This window comes from Commensalibacter melissae (assembly GCF_009734185.1).
Taxonomy (GTDB): Bacteria; Pseudomonadota; Alphaproteobacteria; order Acetobacterales; family Acetobacteraceae; genus Commensalibacter; species Commensalibacter melissae.
In genome coordinates, this window is sequence record NZ_CP046393.1 from 1442928 (window position 1) to 1465891 (window position 22964).

Here is a 22964-nt window from a genome sequence, read left to right on the forward strand (position 1 = left end):
AAATTATACGAAATAAATATTTCAAAAAAAATTAACACTATCGTGAGGCAATATGCTGTATGGCTTTAACCATCGACATAACCCCATTACTTCGATTTGCTGACAACGCCCCTGCAAGTCCCAGATCCTTAACAAATTCAGGATCGATTTTCAAAATTTCCTCTGCTGTTCTTCCAGAATAAATCCTTAGTAACAAAGCGATCAGACCTTTAACTATCACGGCATCAGACGATCCAGCAAAATAATATTTATTTCCTTCCCGGGAGTAATTTAACCAAACCTGACTTTGACAACCAACCACACGAAATTTATCATTTTGCCATTCAACAGGAAAAGCAGGCAAATTATTTCCAAGTTCAATCAAATAACGATATCGCTGCGTCCAATCATCAAAAAGATCAAACTCATCCCTAATGGCATCAATCGCCTCTACCGCGCTTTGTTCTTCGGGTAAAATAAAAGAACCTGAAATTGACATAGATAAATCTCGTACAGCCAGACAAATTACAAATTAAAGAATAAAACGACTTAAATCACTTTTACTCGCCAAGGAAGCAACTTTTTCCGTTACATCCTTTGCCGTTATCTGAATCTCCTCACCTGAACGTTCAGAAGCTGTAAAAGAAACTTCTTCGAGAAGCTTTTCCATAACGGTTGCCAGACGACGCGCACCGATATTCTCAACTCTTTCATTAATATCTGTTGCCAATTGGGCAATTGAATCAATTGCATCATCCGTAAACTGTAACTTGACTTTTTCCGTTTCCATCAAAGCGATATACTGTTTTAAAAGTGACTGTTCGGGTTCTGTTAAAATCCGACGCATATCTTCACAGGTTAAAGCCGATAATTCAACACGAATCGGTAGACGCCCCTGTAGTTCCGGCAATAAGTCAGAAGGTTTAGCCAAATGAAAAGCACCAGAGGCAATAAAAAGTATATGATCGGTTTTAACCAGACCATATTTTGTTGAGACAGTCGTTCCCTCTATTAATGGCAGTAAGTCACGCTGTACCCCTTCACGGGAAATATCGGCACCACCACGCCCACCACCTCCTTCATAAGAACGGGCACAAACCTTGTCAATTTCATCCAGAAAGACAATTCCATGATTTTGTGCACGCTGTATAGCTTCTTGCACAAGCGCATCATTATCCAGAAGCTTATCAGATTCTTCACGAATTAATGCCTCCCGGGCTTTTGCAACCGTCATACGGCGTGATTTTTCAGAACGGTTCATGAACCCTTTCATCATATCGGTAAAATTGATAATCTGGGCCGATGGCATCCCCGGTATATCCATTTGATTAACAGGAGAGGATATATCCGCCACTTTAATCTCTATTTCCTTGTCCTCTAAATCTCCATTAACCAGCATCTGCAGGAATTTATTACGTGTTTCTGCTGTCGCTCCATCTCCCACCAACGCCGTTACTATTCTTTGATTTGCGGCATCTTTTGCCTTTTCAACGACATTGCGACGTTTTACATCACGCAACATGACCAAAGATGCTTCAACCAAATCGCGAATAATGCTTTCCACATCACGACCGACATAACCGACTTCGGTAAACTTAGTTGCCTCAACTTTTAAAAATGGAGCTTGTGACAAACGGGCTAATCGACGAGCAATTTCCGTCTTACCACAACCCGTTGGTCCAATCATCAAAATATTCTTAGGAACGATTTCTTCCCGCATCCGGTCAGATAACTGAGCTCTTCTCCATCGATTGCGCAAAGCGATAGATACAGCCTTTTTTGCTTCATGTTGACCAACAATATAACGATCAAGTTCTGCAACAATTTTTTTCGGAGTATAGGTCGGGATTTGCATATATTATTTACTTTCTGCGTTCAAAGTCTCTACAACAAGGGAGTGATTGGTATAAATACAAATATCCCCAGCAATTTTCATGGCTCGACGTGCGATTTCTTCCGATGTTAGTCCATCAACAGTCAAAAGCGCCCTTGCGGCCGCCAGAGCATAATTACCACCGGAACCAATGGCTACCACCCCGTCTTCTGGTTCCAGTACATCACCATTACCTGTTAACGTGTATGAATGAACATGATCAGCCACAAGCAGCATTGCCTCAAGTCTTCTTAAGTAACGATCCGTTCGCCAATCCTGAGCCAACTCGACACAAGCCCTTTCCAACTGATTGGGATAACGCTCCAATTTCTTTTCCAAACGTTCCAGCAAGGTAAAAGCATCCGCTGTCGCCCCTGCAAAACCAGCCAATATAGAACCGTTTTGTCCTATTCTCCTGACTTTCCTCGCATTACCTTTTACAACTGTATTACCCAGTGTTACCTGGCCATCACCTGCTATTGTCACCTGCTTTCCGTAACGGACACATAAAATAGTCGTACCATGCCACTGAATAGGATCATACGTAGATGAAGTGTTATTTTGCATATCTAGGGTTAACCTTACATAAAATTATATGATAATAATTATCCGAACTGGTTAAGAAATCAATTCTTCTATACGCTTTGTCAAGACCCCAAGTGAAAAAGGTTTGGTTAACAATTGTATTTTATTGTCAAATGTCATGGTATTTATACCATGTGCATAACCAGTAATAAATAATATTGATAAATTCGGCCAGATCTTACGCGCAAATTCAGCAAGTTTGTTTCCATTTACTCCTGGCAACCCGATGTCGGTTAATAGTAAATCGACATGCATATGATTACAATCCAAATCTTGTAATAATGCCATTGCCTTTGTGCCATCTTCAGCGGCAATTACCTCAAACTGCATTTCATCCAGCAATTCCACCAATAATGGGCGTAAAATGGAGTCATCCTCAGCAACCAAAATTATTTTTTTTGTTTTTTGTTTTTGTGCTTCAATCAACATTTCCTTATGCCTTTACGTCAAAAGGAAAAATATAGTGTTCAGACTCTATAATCATTTTAAAACTATATATTCACTTCGTTATCTATATTATCATTTAAAAAAAATATTAAAAAGCGATTAAAGAATAAAAATATGCATCTACGTTTTATATAAAAATCATATTAGATTGGTGACATAATATAATATTAATTTTTGATTTCTATTTAATTAATTTATATTAATATTCAAATATGTTGATGGAAATTTATTAAATATCTATCTTTCCATTTCACTATATATGGGTAAATATATACTTATATTTGTTCCTGCTCCCAATTGACTTTGCACATTAACCTGTCCCCCCGACTGTTGTGCAAATCCATAAACCATTGCCATTCCCAGTCCTGTTCCCAACCCCATTTTTTTTGTTGTGAAAAAAGGTTCAAAAATATGAGCAATGGTTTCAGCACTCATTCCCTCGCCTTCATCCTGAATGATGGTGATTGCATAAGAACCCGGATTTAAATGAAGCCGTTTGCCTTCATCCGGACTAATATCTTTCTTATCCAAAATGATAGTTATTACACCTCCATTTTTCATGGCATCTACTGAATTGATACACAAATTCATGACAGCCAATTCAAATTGTGATGGATCTGTCTTAACCGTCAAAATACCCGATACATTATTTTTAAATTCAAGATGAATTCTATTTGATTGGTTGGCTTCAATCTGCTCTTTGAACCTTCTTTCATAACGCATCTGAAGAGTTTGGGACAATAGATCAAAATTTTTACGAATAATCTTGGTGAGATCCACTTCCTGCAAAGATAATTTCTTTCTTCTGCTGAAACTCAAGAGTCGCTCTGTCAATGTGCTGCCTTTTTTTGCCGCCTCCAAGGCGTTATTCTGCAACTGCTTAATTGTATCCATGATTTCAGAATTACCCGAAACCTCCAACAGCTCTTCGGATAATTCCAACGAACCGATCATTGTTGTCAACAAATTGTTGAAATCATGAGCAATTCCCCCAGCCATTGTGCCAAGAGCCTTCAATTTTTCCGACTGCCGCAACTGCATTTCCAATTCTTTCTGTTTAGTAATATCCAGCTCCATCAGTACAGAAGGATGCGTAATTTCACCCTTTGCTCTATCCAGCAATAAACGGGTAATCATAAACCATTGTGACGATTGTTTGGAATTATTCGAGGGAACCTCCAATATTTCCACAAAGCGCTCCTCTTTTTTTAAACGCTGGTTAAATCTTGACAATTCTTGCGACGTAAAGGACGGTTCAGTTTCCTCTTCTGTTTTTCCAAGGCATTCGGCAATGGTCAATCCCCGTCGATTGGCCGCCAACTGGTTCATACGGGTGAAACGACCCTCTTCATCTTTGAAAGCAAGGCCATAGGGCAGATTATCCAACAACCCTTTTAACAATAAACGTTCATGCATTAGTTTTCTTTGAAATTCTGATCTTTTAACGGCCCGTTTTACAATTTCCTTTACCATGAAAGGATCCAGCGGTTTTGGAATAAAAAACGATATTCCCCCTTCATTCAACGCCTTGATCAGAATATCCGTTCGGCTTTTTGGTCCCAAAAGAATACGTGTAGCAACAATAAGATTACGAACACGGGCAAAAAAAATATTTCCGAACATGCAGGGCATGAAATTATTATAGATAATGGTGGAAAAATGAGCCCCCTTTTTAATCATATCCAAGGCATGATAGGAAGATTCTGTAAGATATAAAGAGTAATCCTGACCCAGAATTTGTTTGAATTCCTTTAAAATCCTGGAATCATTATCAATGATTAATATCGAAGGCTGCGTATTGTTACCCATACCCAATTCTCTAAAAAGTATTTATTGATATATATGGTTTGCCTAGATCAATAATTAAACAGGATCTACAAAAATACCATTCCACTTATTTTTCTCAGAATATCTGATATGGCAAGTAAATTCACTGAAAATTAATATGTTTCGGTTCATTAATTATTTTAATTCAAAAAATTAAAGATTTATATAAAGAGTTTTATTATAAGATTTATATCAATATGCTACAGTGTATCTTCTTTTTATTCAGTTTAAGGATAGTTTCGTGAATAAATTTTTCTCTAATAATACACGATCAGAAGAACGGCTAGGCCACATCAGCCAAGAATATACCGATTCAAGAAATTCATCCAAAGTGTCCAATCCATTTTTAAATATTCTCTGGTTCGCTTGTCATTTCTGCTTTTACTTGATCCAGCAAGTCGCCGAAATTTTCGCCCCGTTATTCTTGGTTATTGGTATCATATGGAAATTATTGCCTGCCATCACTTCTTCATTAATAGCCATTATCTCCTCATCAGATCCTCAAACAGGTGAGCTTGTGAAACATGGAGGCAACCTGATTCCCCATTCAATTATGATTGCAGGACATAGTTTAACTGCAGGAAAATTAATTTTCGATGGCGTTTTACTTATTATGTTAACCGCATTATGTGCGACCGTAACTGTTTATTTGGGACGTAAATTATAATCCATTTCCTTATCTGCCATGAAACCTTTCTGCAATGATTCAACTTGACAAGGTAAGCCTTTATTACAGACAAGACTGTCCGATTTTATCAAATGTCACACTCCATATTCCCCAAGGTAGTTTTTGCTGGTTAACAGGACCATCAGGAATTGGAAAATCAACCTTGCTCCAGATGTTCCATCTTGAAATAATGCCTAATGCTGGGCAATTACAAATTTTGGAAACAAACATACATAAAAACCGTCGTTTAACTATTTGCCACTTAAAACAAAGAATAGGCATCATTTATCAAGATTTTAAACTTATTCCCAATTTAAGCATTTATAATAACATCGCTCTACCCCTTCGACTGCAGAATACGGATGAATCCATAGTAAGTCGTTGGACAAATCGAATTCTCCAATGGATGAATTTGCAAAATAAGGCTGAACTATACCCTCGAACCCTTTCTGGAGGGGAGCAACAACGCGTTGCAATTGCCCGAGCTGTCATTCACAGACCTGATATTTTGTTGGCTGATGAACCCACCAATGCGCTGGATGAGGAACAGGTATTACGTTTAATGGATCTTTTTTTTGATCTTAATGATTTGGGGTGCACAATCATTATCGCCACCCATAATGATAATCTCATCCATCAATTCCCTGCCCCTAGACTAAAATTAAATAATGGACAAATACGAATTGATGATGCTTTTAAAACATAAAACCACTGATGGATTGAAAGTCAATCTAGCTTTACCCGGGCAATTTTTAATTCCCCTTGTTGCTGCAATGACCTTTTTGGCCACCCTGATGATTGCGGGAACCTATGCTGGTCAAAATCTAGCAAATCGTTGGAATACAGGGGCAGCGTCCACAGTAATTCTACAAATTCCCCAAAATAACCTCCAGATTTCGTCTCAAAATACAAAACAAGAGAATTCCGACAATAATGCATCAATCCGGCAAATTATCACCCTTCTCTCGACCTCCAGGGAACTTGTCTCTTTTCACAAACTTGATGATAATGAAATAAATGAATTATTAGCCCCTTGGCTGCATGAAGATTTTGACAATCTTGCCCTTGCCATTCCCGCAATCATCGAATTACATTTAAAAAATAATACAAAAATTTCAGGCCAGCTTGAAACTTCCTTACGCAAAATCGAACCCAATATCGTTATTGAAGAAAGTAACTTCTGGGGTCAACGCTTAAATGTTCTTGCAAATAGTTTGCAAACCTGTGCATTTCTTGCTTTTCTTACCGTGATTTTTGTCGCAGCCATTGTAATAGCCATCGCCACCCGAACTGGTTTGATACAATGTAAACAAACAATCGAAATACTTCATAATCTAGGCGCGTCAGATCACTATATATCCATACGCTTTGCACGAAGGAATGCATTTCTTTCTCTTATCGGAGGTGGCATCGGCTTAATTTTCTCAATTCCCTTATTGTTTTTTTTAACCTATCTGAGTCTGCCCTTCAGCAGCAATCCGAACTGGGAAACAGTTTATCAGGGGTGGTTTAGCATTTTAACCTTGTTACCATTTAATCTATTGATTTTAATTATCATTTTACCTTTATGCAATTATTTTATAGGCTGGATTTCAACAACACTCATTGTTTATTATTGGTTAAGACATTTGACATAAAATGAAAAAAAAAATCTCTCAGAATTTTTTGATCAAGATTATTGGAATCATCATTTTTTTATGGTTAAGTGGTTTTGTTGTTTTTATATATGATTTGTTAAGTTTCTCATCTATCCCCCCTTTAACGGACGGTATCGTCGTATTGACCGGTGGAACCGGAAGAATCCATACAGCCATTAGATTTCTTGAAAAAGATTGTTCTCAATATCTGCTTATATCTGGAGTTGGAGCAACAACAACCCTGCAAGATTTAAAGAATTCAATTACGAATTTTCCTGCAATTTCATGTCAAGACCATATTTTACTGGGACATAATGCAACGTCCACCATGGGTAATGCCATTGAAACAGCGGCATGGGTTCATTATTACCGTTTGCAATCCCTGACGGTAATAACTTCAAATTATCATATGCGTCGAGCCATTCTTGAACTTAGAAACCTTATATACGATATTCCTCTTTATCCCTTCTCAATCAACACCATCAATAAAGATAATGTTTTAAAAATATCTTCTATTCGATTATTATTTATCGAATACAATAAGCTACTTATGGCCTATACAGGATTAATTCACACGACAAAACCAAAGCATGATTTAATCAATATTAAACATTAACGGATTTCATGACCTTTATGACTTTTATTCGATCACTACTTTTCTCAATATATTTTTTTACCCTAACCCTGTTCATGGGTCTTTTTGCTTTTTATATCCGTTATTTTGCAAAAAAACATGCCTTGGCCTATGCACAATTATGGACTGAGCTTTCAATCAAGGGTCTTACAAAAATCTGTAAAATAGAGATTGATATAAAAGGCAAAGAATTCTTACCCAATGACTCATCTTTTATAATAGCGTCTCAGCATCAATCCGCCTTTGATACCCTGATATGGATGAATCTTTTACCGCGTCCTGCCTATATAATGAAAAAAGAGTTGATACATCTTCCACTTGTCGGGCCAATGCTTCTCTTATCCGGAATGATTCCCCTTGACCGTCAAGGAGGTGCAAGGGCTTTGAAAAAACTTGTCATGAATTGTAAAAACGCTATAAAAGATCAACGACAAATTATTATCTTTCCTGAGGGTACACGTTCACAATATGGTAAAAAAGTTAAACTGCAAGCCGGTGTTGCAGCTATTGCAAGTCAACTTGACCTTAAAATTGTTCCAGTTAGCACCAATTCAGGGTTACATTGGGGGCGCCACTCTTTCATAAAAAAACCTGGAACAATTTATATTAATTTGCATCCAGTCATTACAGACCTGTCAAATCGCAAGAAAGTGTTATTTGCCATAGAAAAAAGCTGGGATAATAATATCATGTAACATTTTTTATGAATTGTGGATAAGTTGGTGGATCTATTTATTGAAAATAAAATAACTTTAAAAAAAAGAACACAACGAAAAGATAATAATTTGCGCCTACAAGCCATTCTTTACGATTCCTTTTCGATTTAACACATGCTTTGACAAAATGTGGATAATTTACCGATAATTAATAATTCTCCATAATTATTATCGCAAAATTAAATCTTGCTAAATCATGCTTGCTTACTTAATATCCACACATTAAAAATTGAAATCATTCCTTTTTAAGCCTATCAAAATTGATCTTTTGCCTTACGTAAGCGTGCAAACTCCTCAACGGTCAAGGCCATCAAAAAAGGATTGGTTCTCTTTTCAATTGCCAGCATGACAGGCAAGGATGGTTTATTTTCCGAACGCAATTGCTGCACTTGCTTCAAACGATTTAACAAATCTTCATTGTTTGAATCCACTGTCAGGGCAAAACGACCATTATCTTCAGTATATTCATGAGCGGCATAGACCATAATTTCATCAGGCAGGGACTTTATCCGTTTGAAACTTTGAAACATCTGTTCTGGACTACCTTCGAATAAACGACCACAACCAAGGCTAAATAGAGTATCTCCTGTAAAAATTATACCTAAATCATATGAATAATAACAAACAGATCCCAGAGTATGACCTGGCGTATTTATAACTTCAAAAAAACCGAAACCCAGGTCGATATGTTCATGATCCTGTACATAATCCGTAGCATCCACAATACTGTTTCTTTCTTTATCAGGCGCATATATCTGACAATTAAATTTGTCTTTCAATTGGCGAATGCCCCCTGTATGATCTGAATGATGATGCGTGACAAGTACCGATTGCAAATTCAGCTTTTTATCTTTTATAGTATTAAAAACGGGAGTAAAATTACCAGGATCGACAATAGCTGCATTTCTGGTTTTTTTATCATATAATAGCCACGCATAATTGGTTTCATAAAAAGGAATAGGCTTAATAAGAACAGACATTCTCTTTCTTTATTTCAATATTTTATTCTTGTATAACAAAACGATTCTTCTGGAAATCAATAATGAATCCTAAGGCTAATTCTAGTATTATACCAAATAATACTCAACCAGGATCAGTAATCTATCTTACTGATAAGTTTCTGCACCTGTGGCCAGATCTACGAGGGCTTTCTTTGCTCACCCTTGGTACTATTCCTCAAGATTTCATTCTGCAATCTTCACCCCATAATCATATTCAGGGTAATCTTGCAGAGAACCTAAATGAATTATCCAATTTAGAAAATTTTCCATCAGTAAAAACATGTTGTTTTACATACAATCGTTTTCCTTTCGCAAAATGCAGTTTTGACCGAATCATTTTTTATCCATTCTTTCCGATCGGCATCTATAACATTCATAAAACTTTAAGGTCTTGTTGGGAAATTTTAAAAGATGATGGCAAAATTTTGCTTTTACTTCCTAATAAATTAAAATGGTGGGGAATATTTAATTTATCTAATTTTTTTGAGTATCAAAAAAAAAGTTTTTACATTTATCAATTAAAAAAAATATTAAAAGACCATATGTTTCAACTTGTTTATTATGAAAAAATTATTTATTTTCCATCTAAAATAATGAATTCCTTTTCCCTATATGGAAATAAGCTGTTAGAATTTTTAGGTCATTTTTTCATTCCCTTTGGAGGAGAATACCATCTGATTGAAATCCGAAAAAATCTCTATGCCCCGATTACAATCTTTTCCGCTTCAAAAAAAAGAATTTTAAATCAAAAATTACCGAAACCCAACTGGAATCGCAAAAGAAAATTGTAAAAATAACAAACGACCATCCCCTAAGGAATTCCCTGATGTCTATTTTACATTCAATCCGAACAAATATTAGTAAACCGCACAAAGCTGGATATCCTTTTCTCTGCATCTCTGCTTTGATAAGTTTTATTGGCTATCGCATTCATGCTCGGATCGGACATTTAATTGGTCTTATAGGAAGCTTATTTTTTGGGTTTTGCTGGTATTTTTTTCGTAATCCCAAGCGAATTATCCCCCATAAAAATGATATTCTTATTTCCCCAGCAGATGGAACTGTTTCAGCCATAAACTATATTCCCCCTCCTGTTGATTTAGGTTTGGGTGACAAACCGGTCTGGCGCATTTCTATTTTTCTTTCCATTTTCAACGTCCACTTACAACGCATCCCTGTCGCTGGAAAAATTACCGCACGATCATATATCAAGGGAAAATTTTTTAACGCTTCGCTGGATAAAGCATCAGAACATAATGAACGCAACGCAATTTGCATAACTTTACCAGATGGAAAAAAGGTGGTTGTTGTTCAGATTGCCGGATTGATTGCCAGAAGAATTGTATGTAATGCCGATATAAATCAACAATTTAATATGGGTGATATTTATGGGTTGATCCGATTTGGCTCCAGAGTGGATCTTTACCTGCCCGATGGGTGTCAACCCTGCATTGAGGTTGGGCAAACAATGATCGGCGGCGAAACGATTGTTGCAAAATTATAAACGCTCTTTTAACCCAGAACATAAATTAATGTTACGACAAAAAATTCGTCCCCGAGTCAAGGGAATTTCCTTTAATCGGATTATTCCAAACTTATTGACAATTCTTGGATTGTGTGCCGGTCTGATCAGTATTCGCAGTGCAATTCATGGAAGGTTCAATGAGGCTGTTATCGCCATATTAATTGCTGCCTGTTTTGACGGGTTGGATGGGCGAATTGCCCGTTTATTACGTGGTACAAGTCGATTTGGTGCAGAATTGGACAGCCTTGTCGATTTTTTGTCCTTCGGGGTTGCTCCAAGTCTTGTCTTATATTTATGGTCCCTTAAAAATGGAGGGGATTATTCTTTTATTCCCTGTGCAATATTTACGGTATGCATGGCTTTACGTCTGGCACGGTTTAATGCCGCACTTGATGATAACAAGCCTCAATATGCCAGCAATTTTTTTACGGGTGTCCCTGCCCCGGCAGGTGCTGGAATAGTTTTATTTCCTGTTTTTCTTGGCTTGGAAAGCAAGCATTATCAAATTGATTTTCTTAATTCCATCGCCCATTCCGAAATCCTGACAATTACAATTTTAGTCATAACATCTTTTTTGCTGATTTCTACCTTACCGATCTGGTCATTCAAAAATTTTAAAATTCCCACACCTTACGTCATGCCTATATTTTTAAGCACCTGCATCTTCGCAACTATTTTGGTAGCAGATCCTTGGGGAACCTTGGCTTTAAGCGGGATTTTATATCTGAGTCTAATTCCGCTGAGTTATCGCAGTTACCATCGTCTAAAAGCTGATGCCCAGACAATTCTTGTGAAGACGAAAAAGGGGGAGGACTTTTTGAATAAAAATTAGAAGACGTATTCCGTTTCAATTTCATTAAACAATCCATAATTGTGGAAGGTAAAGGCGGACATCCTTCAATTTGCAAAATACATTCCTCGTCACCAACATTTTCACCCAAGATCGCATAATTACTTGCAAAAATATGTCGGTTAATTGCACATGATCCAATTGTTACAATCGCTTTTGATTTAGAAATCAATTTCCAGCTTTTTTCAATATAAGGAAGCATAGCACGAGTAATCAGCCCTGATATTAACAACAAGTCTGCATCAGCAGGATGTCCAACAAATTTTATCCCCGCATCTTTTATATCATATGCGGTCCCGTTTAAGGCCTGCAGTTCAAACGTGCATCCATTACAGTCTCCGCATCCAATATGAAATACATGCATATCCTGTTTTTTTTGACCGGCAAATTTTTGAACAGGTTTTATTTTTCCAGTTAATGAATCGATTAACGATTTAATAAAAACCACTAGTTTTCCTTTTATAGATCTACGCCTGTTACCAAATGACCAAATGACGCCTTTATCAATACATGATTATCAAAATGTTCATTTTTTAATACATCTTGCAAGACATAGGCCTGATTGGCACCAGGATCACGTATAAATACGTCTTTTATAACCCCCGCTTCTAGTCTCACATAATACCATAAATCCCCTTGTACCCCTTCACAAACACCAACCCCTTCCCCATTTAATTTTTCAATAATAATTTCTTGAGAGGATTTGAACGCTTCCTCATTATTTTCTTCCCTTAGAAGTATATCAATTATATTTAACGATGTTTTTATTTCAACAAACCATAATTGCATACGTGCATCAACATCCCCTTTTGTAAAATTCGGAGGTGGCAGCCATTCCAATCGGTATTCAGACATATACCGACGCAAATCCACATCCCGTCCGGAAGCCCGCCCAACAATTCCACCTATATTGAAATCAATTGCTTTTTTTAAAGATAAAATTCCCATATTTTGAAGATAGTCACCCAGGCCAGGCAAGGTTATAGCCAAATTAAATGCCTGATCAATCAAATATTTAATTTTTTTAGGAAAATGTCTTTTTTTATCATTTTCTTGCCCTAAAAAAACAGCACCAGGAAAAACACAATCCATTAACCAGCGATGCCCAAAATAATGTATATTCCAACGCATAAGGAGTTCACGCGCCAGATCACACCGGCTGGCAACCAACTCTACTTCTAACACGCGAAATAAACGTGTTAAATAAAGTAGATAGGCTGCAATTCTGGATAATTCAGAATATAAGATACGTTTTCTCAAAACAGGCAAGGAAGGGACAAAATTTGCAATATCTTCAATCGCATGAGAAAAGGCAATCTGATGCGCAACGGAATCAAGTGCGTTAATACGGCTTATTAAAGGTAATATTTCCAAACTATTTCTATTATACAGATTGGATAGAATTCCTCTATGCGTATATCCGTACACTGATTCAGCTCGGATAATCCGCTCACCCATATTAAGAAAACGCCACAGCACAGGCAATTTTTCTGTCGCATTGGAGGGATCAATAACCGTTATCTCCCCTCCATTATTCAGTAAATGAGAGACAGATGGATTTTCTTGTCTTTCTGGAGGCCATAAGACAGGCCCTGGTTTTTCTGACAATGGCCAGCAGTTATTCCATAAACCCCGATCCAACCATGGGCGTAAATCAACAGCATTCATTGCTTCCTTACCCCATAACTCCCAGATCATTCTTTCATATATAATGGCAGCGGGTCTTACAGAAGACAAGGCCAGATAACGGTTCATTGATGCGGAAATACGAACGCCAATGGGCTTGTATCCATTCTCAAGAAATAAAACAAAAACAGTATCCCCCTTACACCACATCGTTAGGAACATAAGCCGATCAGTTTTTAATGCTGCAAGCATCTCCGTCCATTCTTGTTCATCAAGAGAAATGAAAAACCTACTATCTGTTTGATGATTTTTAAGACAATCTATTAATTTTAGGGAACGCTGAACAAATGTTTTTTTATCAACCATTTTTCAGAAACAATCACTTTTGTATAAACTGCATTGCAATTTGAAATAGCCAATATTTGGCAATGATAGGAATAACCAAAGAGGGTAAAAAAATCAGGCTCAATAAACATCCACCCTCTTTTGTAAAAATATTTCGAGAAAATAATTGAATATTATTTTTTTTAAACAGAAAAAACCCTCTTACAAAAAACAATAAAAACAAGCATGATCCCAACCAGGGAAACTGTGCAAACAAACTCGCAATCAAAATTGCACATGCAAAAAATATGCCAAATGGCGGAAATGCAGATATGGCAATGACAAACCAACCTCTAGAATCCACAGCAAAAGGACTTTTTCGAAGAATATACCCTAACGGTGCATAAATAACCAGAACGGTTATGAAAAGGCAAAAACTGTATAAACCCTGAAATTCATTGGAAAAAATACCAGCCAAAGCTGCCAAAATAGTGATCAAAAACGGGGAATACAAAAAAGGATCATCATTCTCCTTTATAATAATGATAATGAAACTGATCAACCCTAATATCATGAGAAATGATTGAGGGTTTTGATAAGATGAGATTTGAAATAATCTTATGAATAAGGAGAGAAAAGCAACTGGGATGATAAAAAAGATAATACTGCCAATTAAAGTGGGCAAATGATTGACAAAACGTAGAAAAGTAATGAATACGGGAAACAACCCGATCATTTGAACAATACTAAACGCCAAGATAAAACTGCCAAAACGGGGTAACAAGGGATAGGTTTGTCCAACAGATAACTCAAGAATGAAAACACCCATCAAAGCCATTATCATAAAAAAAAGCATATAGCGGAAGTATTCCCAGGCCGCCTGTATCTGTTCTCCCCCACCATGAATAAAACAAGCCAAAAAAGACAGGAAAATCATGCTATGCAAACAAATCTGCGCTATAAAAAAATTATTAATAGCTACAGCCATCATGGCGGTACAGATAATTAATTGATAGAGGCCGAGACTATAGGATAATTTTTTTTGCTTTCCAGATGAACTTAATTGGCCAGGAACCATGAATTTCAAAACTATTGATGCAATAATGCTACCTATAGCGATCATAACCCTTAAAAAACTTGTTAACTCGTCATGTTTCCAAATAACGGAAAGATAAAAATCATCATGAATAAATGCCGATGCAACCGTAATAAAAAAAAGGATTATTGTTACAATAAAATGACATCGGATTTTTGCACGCTGATGATGACAGGCATAAATTCCTATGATTCCTGCCACGGGCCAGAGAACACAACTCCAATACAAAATTTTTGCTAAATCACCATTTCCGAACACAGTCAACCTGTCCAAAACGTTGCATGATAAAAATAGAAGCTAGCAAAAACACAACATAAAAAGCAAAAAGAGTAAAAAATGCATAGAATTGACTATTCAATCCAACGACAAGGGTTAAAGCATTCAATACACATAGCATACCAGCAATTTGTCCTCCGATTGCTTGACTGCTCATGCTATAAAATACCCCAACCAGAATTATAGATAAAACTATTCCATATTCCAAGCGGAACAATGAAGGCGGCAATACATGGACAACAAGGGAAACAGCAAGAATGGTCAAGAATAATCCTGTAAATAAGGTTTTCAAAGTATACTGGAAATATTGTCCTTTCAAAATGACCGTAAAAAAAATTGCCACAATGAAAAGCATAAAAAAACTCAATAACGTAATTTTACTGTTAAGTGCATTCTGCCAACCAGATAAAAGACAGCATCCCGTCAGTATAGAATGAATAACTGCCTGTAACGAAGACGAGGAAATGCCGCTTATCGTAATCAGTAATAGCAGACTCATAAAAAAGGCAAATACCATTCTATATTCCGCCTAAACCTGCAAAATAAATGACAACGGCCACAAAATTCAATACTGTTGCGATACCAATTTTGTAATAACCCTTGGACAAAAATAAGAAATTTCTCATTATAGAAATTACAATACATTCTATGACAATTTTACTACTCCATGCCAATAATCCAAAAAAAGCGGTTAACAACCAATACATCAAGGATTTTGTCTGTAAATCAAAGATGGCAATACTCTGGGGCCATATTAAAAACGCAATCAGGGATAGCCAGATCAGAAACTGGAGACTGGAAATATAAAACAAGATTGCCTTCTCGTCTCCATCAAACCCATCTTTCTCAATAAAATTCAAAAAATCCGGTATATCTAAAACAAGAAAAAATAGAGAACATGCACATATAAAAAGAGGGCATAGGGCCAAATTTATCAAACTTGTGGAATTATGAAAAAAAAGGACAATATGCGAAAGCTCTGTACTTTTTGTATTTAAACGGCAAACCATAGCGATCAGTAAAATTGCAGGAATATACATGAAGGTTTGGAACATAATCCGCTGCGAATTTTTGAAACATAACAGTGAGCAATCTTGAAAAACAAGAAAAAATATCAAAAAAGGTACAAATATTAACAATATCGTAACAAAGATAAAATCGGAATTATTGTTAACCAGGGTATTTGTTGAAAATATCGGAATAGATATTGCCACAGTTACTAATAATCCAATAGTTATTAAATAAATCAGGGTATTGACAGACAATATTTTTTTAAAAAGAAAATTTAAAATTCGTGAATATATAATTTTGATATTTTGTAATACATATTGGGATGATTCCAAAGGTTTTCCCTGAATTTTTCCATTCAACCTTTCCATAAACACCATAATTAAAGGTGCCATACCTAAAATCAATAATACATGAAATAGGATCATTAATAGGGACATCAGCCAATACAGAAATATCATCTAACAAAAAATCCTATTAATAACAAAGAGATAATAATTATAGATATAAAAACTTTCTGCTCATTTTCCCAAATCAATAAATTAAAATAATTTCTATAATTAGAAAAGCAACGATAAAATTTTACACTTTCTACATATCCTTTACGTTTTATAACCAAATATTTTTTAAAAAGTAAAATATCAGCCAATGTATAGATGAATGTTTTTTCACCAAAACCGAAACTGGTTTTATCAACATGACCCTCATAGACACCCTGTTCTGAAACAACATATTTTTTTGTTTGATTTATCAACGCTTTAAATTTAATTTTCTCTTTCACAAGATAAAATAAACCCGCCAAGATTAATAAATATATCATTGGAAAAACAGGGGAAAACGAAAATTGCAATTCATCATTTTTGAATGCAAACCAGTATAATTTTTCCGTGTGAATTAGATTTTTTTTTATTGGATAGATTAGAAACGATATTATTCCCGGGCAAAAGGACAAAAGAAATAGACCGGATAAATAAATCCTGATCCCTTTTCCTTTTTTTTGTAAAAAATTAAATGATAATTTTGACGATAGATTAAATTGATGCCGATTTTTTTTATAAAGATTTATAAGTAAGTTGATCCATCCCAGAACCAAAAAAAGAAAAATAACAGAATTACATCCTATAAAAAATAATGCAAATATCATATTAAATAAATAATGACTGAATATGACATTCATGCCTAGTTGCAAATTCCCCCATAACAGCGTAAATCCGGGAAATGGAGGAAAACCAGACAACAACATTGCGAGGCAAAAAAAGGTACAAATTGAAAGTGCCGTATTGATTTGTCTTTTCAAAAAAGATGTTAATAGAAAAGCCAGTGCAAATCCTAAATTCTGAATTAGTAATCCAAAGAAAAGAAAATCATACGTCAAAGACAGTATGGCTAATTTTTGAAAATGAATTGAAAATAAAAGGATGCAAACAAGCTCAAGCCATAATGCATTGCTCAAAGAATATAAATATCGTAACCGATCGTATACAGTTACACTTTTTAAACTGGACCAACCCAAACGCAATGCAGATGTTAAGCCTAGAAATCCAGTAAATAAAATCAAGATAAGGGAAAATTTGTAATCATTAACACTGATGATAAATCTTAATAATACATAAAATCCAATCAAGCTTTTTAAACAAATCAAATAGAAAGAAATATCACCAATTCTATTAAGTTTCTCATCAGATTTTTCGTTATGAAAAAAATCAAATAATCCAAGCAGAAAACATATAGGCAAAAGTGATAAAAAAAACAGACAATCTATATTATTGGATTGCATAATCCTAGAAAAATCAATATCTTTTGGACTAAACTGGTTATCACTCATAACAGGTAAAAAGCTCATGACCCCCAACAAACATGCAAAAACAATCCAATAAACCAAATTTTTCTTCTGATCTGCCTGATAAATAATCAATAAAACCAATGATAAAAGAAAAATCAGAAAAAAGAAATTTCCTGCAACAAAAAAGGATATGGCGATAATATTTAAAAAGAGGAAATAGCAATTTTTAGACAACAACGGTTGATAATATAAGAATAAAAAGGCAGTCGTAAACAACAACAAAAGGAAAAAACAAGATAGCCCATCTAAATAGAAACTGATTTTATATACGTCACTTAGAATAAAAGGATAAAATGATAATGGGTCGGAATGAAATACCAGTGCAAGAAAGGCAAGAAAAGCCCCAGTGATAGATCCATAAAGTGGAAAACTAAAAAATAACTTAGGAAAGTAATATCTTTCAGATTTTATAAACCCAACGTTAACAAGATAGAGTATACTTGTTTGATAAAACAATAAAACGATTCCTAATATGATCAAACACAAAATTAATGTTGACAGAATTTTACCCCTAAAAACTCATAGTAATTTCAAATAATATGATTTTACGAATAATATTTCATAATCGCTTGATCAACTGTATCAACCTTTTTCCCACCCTTTTTCTGTTTGTTTCCAATAAGTCAAATCATGCCCAGCCTTTTTCAGTTTACGCCACCGTTCACGAGCCGCCAATACAAACTGTTCCTCTTTTCCATCAAATAAATCAAACACCCGTTCAAATTGACTGATATCATTCACTGATTGACCATGAACAACAAACAGATAGGCTGCCTGATTTGGATTTTCCTCAAAAGTCGTCAACCAAATTGGTTGCCATTCAGGATATTCATCCCGATAGTCTTTTGCATGACAACCATGTGGTAACCAAATAGGGTTTATAATATTCCATAAAATCTCTGTCAGTTTTTTCAACTGTTCATCATCCTTGCATAGAACAATCCCTTTTTGTTTTTGTTGTCTTGTGCGTATCAGCAAAGAGGGAAGCGCCTGCTCCATACTTGTTCGGGTCAAATGATAAAAACCAACAGAGGTCATCGAATTCCCTTATTTTTCGTAATAAGTTTCAACAAAATGGTTTAACAGATTTACACCGAAAGCTGTCGCCCCTTTTGGACCGCAATAATTGGGTTTTGCCGTGTAGGCTGTTCCGGCGATATCCAAATGAGCCCATGGAGTATCATTAACGAATCGTTTTAAAAATTGTGCGGCGGTAATGGATCCTCCATCACGCCCACCAATATTTTTCATATCCGCAAAGTCAGAATTGATCGCTCTATCATAAGCATCGCCCATTGGCATACGCCATAATTTTTCTCCGGAATCATGACCGGTTGTCGACAATTTACCTGCTAGTTCATCATCATTTGAAAAAAGACCGGCATATTCATATCCAAGTGCAACAACCATGGCTCCGGTTAATGTTGCAAGATTGACCATGAAACGCGGTTTGAAACGATCCTGCGTATACCAAAGTAAATCTGCCAGTACCAATCGTCCCTCTGCATCCGTATTCAGAACCTCGATTGTCTGTCCAGAGGCACTGCGAACTATATCTCCGGGACGTTGTGCATGACCAGATACCATGTTTTCAACCAGACCTACAACACCAATGACATTCACCTTGGCTTTACGCTTGGCCAGAACAGACATCAATCCTGTTACAGTCGCGGCGCCAGCCATATCCATTTTCATGTCTTCCATGCCATTCGCTGGTTTTAAGGAAATCCCTCCGGAATCGAAAGTGACACCCTTTCCAAGAAAGGCGAGAGGCGGATCTTTATCATCAGGATTTCCTTTCCATTGCATTACAACCGTATAAGGTTCGTTGTTACTACCTTGAGCCACACCCAAAAGAGCACCAAAACCTAATTCTTGCATTTTCTCTTTATTGATTACTTCAACCGTCAAACCCAATGATTCAAGTTTTTTGATACGATTTACAAATTCGGCAGGATTTAACTGATTAGCGGGTTCATTAACAAGATCCCTGGTCAAATAAACCCCGTCAGCCACCGCAGACAAGCCCGTCCATTGTTTTTGCGCCCCTTCATAGTCAGAAGCCATAATTTTTATCGCTTTTAATTGCCTGAATTCATCTTTTTTACTTTTATCAAGGCAATATTTTTTAAATTCATAATTTTTCAAAACGGCGCCTAAAACAAGATACCCCGCATATTCCGTGAAATCCCAGTCCGCCATAATATGAAAAGATTCCACTTTCCTTTGCAAGGCCTGAAGCGCAATTCCACCTGCTTCTTTGGCTTTACTGACGGAAAACTTATCCTTCACTCCCAGACCAACGACCAAGATATAATCATGATTTTCATCAGGAGAAACAAGTTTGCAAACCTGTCCAAACTTACCCGTATAATTATCTGCCTTCATCGCCCGATCCAGGGCATTATAAATAATCTTATTAATAACCTTTACAGAATCACCACCCTCATCATTCTCAAACGAGAATAACACAATATTACCTTTTTCTGGTTTATGCAGGTTCGTAAACTGAATATCGAGTGTCACGAAATTATCTCCCCTAAAATAAAGTTACTATATTCTATTCAAATTTATCATTGATCGTAGTATTTATGACTATAAATTACGTCCATTTTTTGAAAAAAAGATACCGAAAATCAATCTGTCACTGATTTTAAAGTATTTTTCTCAGCTTTCTGCCTATCTTATCAGATCAATTGACCCTAGTGTTGGATTTTATTTAATGACCCATTTTTCTGATACAGAACTTGTATCGAGAGTTATCTCCATTGCTCAACAGGCTGCTGACGAGATCAATTCTATTCGTAAAACGAATTTTGACATAAAAATCAAAGACGATTCAAGCCCTGTTACCGAGGCTGATAAAGCTTCAGAAGTAATAATTATTCAGGGGCTGAAAAAATATACTCCCTCTATTCCCGTTATCGCTGAAGAGGAAATAGCTTCAGGGATACAAATTCCGGTAAAATCCGAATTCTGGTTGGTTGATCCCCTGGATGGAACAAAAGGCTTCATTCAACATAGTGACAATTTCACGATTAATATCGGTCTGATAAGGGATCATAAACCTGTTCTTGGTGTTGTGGCCTGTCCTGCTTATCACGAATATTTTTTTGGTGTTGTGAATAAAGGGGCTTGGAAAATTGATAAAACTGGCCGAATTATACCCATTCATGTTCTTTCACCACCCAATCAACAGTTTCGTGTTCTTTTTTCACCTCGATGCATAAAAAATCCATCCTTTGAAAAATTTTTGAAATTATTTAACACTTCATCTGTTGAACGTTTTGGTTCAACCTTAAAAATCCTGCGCATTGCAGAGGGAAAGGCAGATTTACACCCTCGTTTCAGTCCAACCATGGAATGGGACACCGCTGCACCTCAGGCAATTCTCGAGGCTGCAGGTGGAATTATTCACGATTTCAATAATCAGCCATTGCAATATGGTAAAAAAAATTGGAGAAATCACAATTTCTACTGTTCAAGCATACCGATTGATTCTTATTTAAAAAATACAGACTTTTAATTTCAATGACACTTTTACTTACCAACACGCCATTCAATATCCACAAAGCCGCCTCGATTTTACATGATGGCGGATTGGTTTCCTTTGGAACTGAAACAGTTTACGGATTGGGCGCCGATGCCACCAATAACCACGCTATCGCAAAAATTTATCAGGCAAAAGGACGTCCAAATTTTAATCCGCTTATTATCCATTTTGCACAACTTGAGCATATTTTCCAATTTGTTGAAAAGAATGATCTGGCATATGAATTGGGTCTTAAATTTTGGCCTGGTCCATTAACTCTTATTTTAAATAAACAAAAAAACACACAAATCAGCCAAGCTGCAACAGCTCATCTGTCAACAATGGCCGTCCGTATTCCAAATTCGTTAACAGCCCGTCAGCTTATTGAATACAGTCAAAAGCCGATTGCCGCACCTTCCGCCAATGTTTCGGGCCACGTCAGTCCTACAACAGCTCAACATGTCTATCAGGAACTTAATGGAAAAATCGATGCTGTTTTTGATTCTGGTCCGTGTCAAATTGGTGTCGAAAGTACAATTTTGGATGTAAGCGGTGATTATCCCAAATTACTTCGACCTGGCGGAATTTCTGCTGAATCTCTGAGTTCCATTTGCGGACCGCTATCTTTTAAAGATTCTGTAGAAACAAAAATCACCGCACCCGGGCAATTAAGTTCGCATTATGCACCTTCTTTAACGGTTCGTCTGAATTGCACACATGTTTTGGCAAATGAAGCATTGCTTGCCTTCGGTAAAACCACCTTACAGGCCCCTCTTTCGGTTAACCTAAGTCCGACTTCAAATCTTGAAGAAGCTGCGAGGAATTTATTTGCAAATTTGAGATTTCTTGATACAGAAGGGAAAAAACTCGGATTGCAAAAAATTGCCGTTATGCCTATTCCCGATTATGGCATCGGTCGGGCTATTTGTGATAGACTTCAACGTGCTGCTGCACCTAGACCATAGTTGGAATCATGACCGAAAACATTGATAAAAAAGAGCTGAAAATACTGGCCGATATCCTGGCTTTGGTTCTTGAAAATGAACCAGGTCAATCAGCAAATGCCCTTGAAACCCTGAAAAAAAGGGCAAAAAAGAATATGGTTACTGGTGGAGCAATAAAAAACATTTTTTATTCCATTGCAGAAAATCCACCAAAACCTGAAACAAAACCATCATCCCGCAGTCGTAAAAGCACTACTAACAATGCTGATCTTATCAAAGCACGATCACAGATTACCAGCCTTACTCAAGATATTAATCGATTGGATACTGTCATTCGCAGCTTACGGGTTCAAAACGAATCATTACGTTCCGAATTATTGTTGACGCAACAATCACGGGCAGAAATTCAATCAGTACTTTATAGTAATCAGGCCAAAGAACCCTTTAAAAAAATTCTTGGCATCATTTTTTTCATTTGTGGTTTATTAATTGGCATTGCCACTACCGCTATTTATCACTCTGTTTCTTCAACACCCCCTCCAAATAATTCAATTTATTTAAATTAATGTGAGTT

At 36.3% G+C, this 22964-nt stretch carries 24 protein-coding genes and 1 pseudogene; 11 read left to right on the forward strand and 14 right to left on the reverse strand.

The window, feature by feature from the left end; translation table 11 throughout:
• Positions 1-37 precede the first annotated feature (37 nt).
• The 5 genes from GN303_RS06370 to GN303_RS06390 form a co-directional block, all read right to left on the reverse strand.
• Positions 38-472 carry a SufE family protein gene (locus GN303_RS06370; protein ID WP_110438614.1) on the reverse strand — a complete coding sequence of 145 codons (435 nt, stop codon included), beginning with the start codon at positions 470-472 and terminating at the stop codon, positions 38-40.
• Positions 473-511: 39 nt separating this feature from the next.
• Positions 512-1834, reverse strand: a complete 1323-nt coding sequence (gene hslU / locus GN303_RS06375) for an ATP-dependent protease ATPase subunit HslU (RefSeq protein ID WP_110438328.1) — start codon at positions 1832-1834, stop codon at positions 512-514.
• A 3-nt stretch (positions 1835-1837) separates the two neighbouring features.
• The gene (gene hslV, locus GN303_RS06380) at positions 1838-2419 is read right to left on the reverse strand and encodes an ATP-dependent protease subunit HslV (protein ID WP_110438329.1); all 582 of its coding nucleotides are present in this window, start codon (positions 2417-2419) and stop codon (positions 1838-1840) included.
• Between the two features lie 51 nt (positions 2420-2470).
• Positions 2471-2866 carry a response regulator gene (locus tag GN303_RS06385; protein ID WP_110438330.1) on the reverse strand — a complete coding sequence of 132 codons (396 nt, stop codon included), beginning with the start codon at positions 2864-2866 and terminating at the stop codon, positions 2471-2473.
• A gap of 255 nt (positions 2867-3121) precedes the next feature.
• Complete coding sequence (locus GN303_RS06390; protein WP_110438331.1) at positions 3122-4693, reverse strand: ATP-binding response regulator; 1572 nt, start codon at positions 4691-4693, stop codon at positions 3122-3124.
• Between the two features lie 259 nt (positions 4694-4952).
• Here GN303_RS06390 and GN303_RS06395 point away from each other — a divergent pair, with 259 nt between their 5' ends.
• The 5 genes from GN303_RS06395 to GN303_RS06415 are packed head-to-tail and all read left to right on the forward strand — an operon-like array spanning position 4953 to position 8344.
• Positions 4953-5378, forward strand: coding sequence for a hypothetical protein (locus tag GN303_RS06395; RefSeq protein WP_110438332.1), 426 nt, complete (start codon positions 4953-4955; stop codon positions 5376-5378).
• Positions 5379-5412: 34 nt separating this feature from the next.
• Positions 5413-6084, forward strand: coding sequence for a cell division ATP-binding protein FtsE (locus tag GN303_RS06400; protein ID WP_110438333.1), 672 nt, complete (start codon positions 5413-5415; stop codon positions 6082-6084).
• Complete coding sequence (locus GN303_RS06405; protein ID WP_158523857.1) at positions 6065-7015, forward strand: cell division protein FtsX; 951 nt, start codon at positions 6065-6067, stop codon at positions 7013-7015. Before GN303_RS06400 ends, GN303_RS06405 begins: the two co-directional genes overlap by 20 nt.
• Position 7016: 1 nt before the next feature.
• Complete coding sequence (locus tag GN303_RS06410) at positions 7017-7631, forward strand: YdcF family protein (RefSeq protein ID WP_110438335.1); 615 nt, start codon at positions 7017-7019, stop codon at positions 7629-7631.
• 17 nt (positions 7632-7648) lie between these two features.
• Positions 7649-8344, forward strand: a complete 696-nt coding sequence (locus tag GN303_RS06415) for a lysophospholipid acyltransferase family protein (protein WP_231504012.1) — start codon at positions 7649-7651, stop codon at positions 8342-8344.
• Positions 8345-8619: 275 nt separating this feature from the next.
• Here GN303_RS06415 and gloB read toward each other — a convergent pair whose 3' ends face one another.
• The gene (gene gloB, locus GN303_RS06420) at positions 8620-9345 is read right to left on the reverse strand and encodes a hydroxyacylglutathione hydrolase (protein WP_110438336.1); all 726 of its coding nucleotides are present in this window, start codon (positions 9343-9345) and stop codon (positions 8620-8622) included.
• A gap of 62 nt (positions 9346-9407) precedes the next feature.
• Here gloB and GN303_RS06425 point away from each other — a divergent pair, with 62 nt between their 5' ends.
• Genes GN303_RS06425 through pssA form a run of 3 tightly spaced genes read left to right on the forward strand, consistent with a single transcriptional unit; the run spans position 9408 to position 11723 of the window.
• Complete coding sequence (locus GN303_RS06425; RefSeq protein ID WP_110438337.1) at positions 9408-10157, forward strand: hypothetical protein; 750 nt, start codon at positions 9408-9410, stop codon at positions 10155-10157.
• A gap of 32 nt (positions 10158-10189) precedes the next feature.
• Entirely contained in the window at positions 10190-10870 is a 681-nt protein-coding gene (locus GN303_RS06430) for a phosphatidylserine decarboxylase (protein ID WP_255412354.1), read from the forward strand.
• Between the two features lie 28 nt (positions 10871-10898).
• The gene (gene pssA / locus GN303_RS06435; RefSeq protein WP_110438616.1) at positions 10899-11723 is read left to right on the forward strand and encodes a CDP-diacylglycerol--serine O-phosphatidyltransferase; all 825 of its coding nucleotides are present in this window, start codon (positions 10899-10901) and stop codon (positions 11721-11723) included.
• A gap of 76 nt (positions 11724-11799) precedes the next feature.
• Here the strand turns inward: pssA and GN303_RS06440 are convergent.
• From GN303_RS06440 to GN303_RS06475, 8 genes and pseudogenes are all read right to left on the reverse strand, one after another.
• Positions 11800-12105: pseudogene (locus GN303_RS06440) on the reverse strand (NADH-quinone oxidoreductase subunit B family protein); the annotation flags it as partial.
• 95 nt (positions 12106-12200) lie between these two features.
• Positions 12201-13733, reverse strand: a complete 1533-nt coding sequence (locus GN303_RS06445; protein WP_110438339.1) for an NADH-quinone oxidoreductase subunit D-related protein — start codon at positions 13731-13733, stop codon at positions 12201-12203.
• Between the two features lie 13 nt (positions 13734-13746).
• Positions 13747-14988, reverse strand: coding sequence for a hypothetical protein (locus GN303_RS06450; protein ID WP_156188450.1), 1242 nt, complete (start codon positions 14986-14988; stop codon positions 13747-13749).
• 40 nt (positions 14989-15028) lie between these two features.
• A complete protein-coding gene (locus tag GN303_RS06455) occupies positions 15029-15562 on the reverse strand; it encodes a hypothetical protein (protein WP_146206649.1) in 534 nt (177 codons plus the stop codon).
• Between the two features lie 19 nt (positions 15563-15581).
• Positions 15582-16118, reverse strand: a complete 537-nt coding sequence (locus tag GN303_RS06460) for a hypothetical protein (RefSeq protein WP_146206650.1) — start codon at positions 16116-16118, stop codon at positions 15582-15584.
• Positions 16119-16528: 410 nt separating this feature from the next.
• Positions 16529-17914 (reverse strand): hypothetical protein, encoded by a 1386-nt coding sequence (locus GN303_RS06465; RefSeq protein ID WP_146206651.1) that lies wholly within the window; start codon positions 17912-17914, stop codon positions 16529-16531.
• A gap of 582 nt (positions 17915-18496) precedes the next feature.
• Positions 18497-18952: a DNA polymerase III subunit chi gene (locus tag GN303_RS06470; protein ID WP_110438344.1), complete on the reverse strand. Its 456-nt coding sequence runs from the start codon at positions 18950-18952 to the stop codon at positions 18497-18499.
• A 9-nt stretch (positions 18953-18961) separates the two neighbouring features.
• Positions 18962-20440: a leucyl aminopeptidase gene (locus GN303_RS06475; protein ID WP_110438345.1), complete on the reverse strand. Its 1479-nt coding sequence runs from the start codon at positions 20438-20440 to the stop codon at positions 18962-18964.
• 196 nt (positions 20441-20636) lie between these two features.
• On the opposite strand from GN303_RS06475, the gene cysQ reads away from it, so the two are divergent.
• From cysQ to GN303_RS06490, 3 genes are read left to right on the forward strand one after another with little or no spacing between them, the layout of a single operon-like run.
• Positions 20637-21440 carry a 3'(2'),5'-bisphosphate nucleotidase CysQ gene (gene cysQ, locus GN303_RS06480; protein ID WP_110438346.1) on the forward strand — a complete coding sequence of 268 codons (804 nt, stop codon included), beginning with the start codon at positions 20637-20639 and terminating at the stop codon, positions 21438-21440.
• 5 nt (positions 21441-21445) lie between these two features.
• Positions 21446-22411, forward strand: coding sequence for an L-threonylcarbamoyladenylate synthase (locus tag GN303_RS06485; protein WP_110438347.1), 966 nt, complete (start codon positions 21446-21448; stop codon positions 22409-22411).
• A gap of 8 nt (positions 22412-22419) precedes the next feature.
• A complete protein-coding gene (locus GN303_RS06490; RefSeq protein WP_110438348.1) occupies positions 22420-22956 on the forward strand; it encodes a hypothetical protein in 537 nt (178 codons plus the stop codon).
• Positions 22957-22964 lie beyond the last annotated feature (8 nt).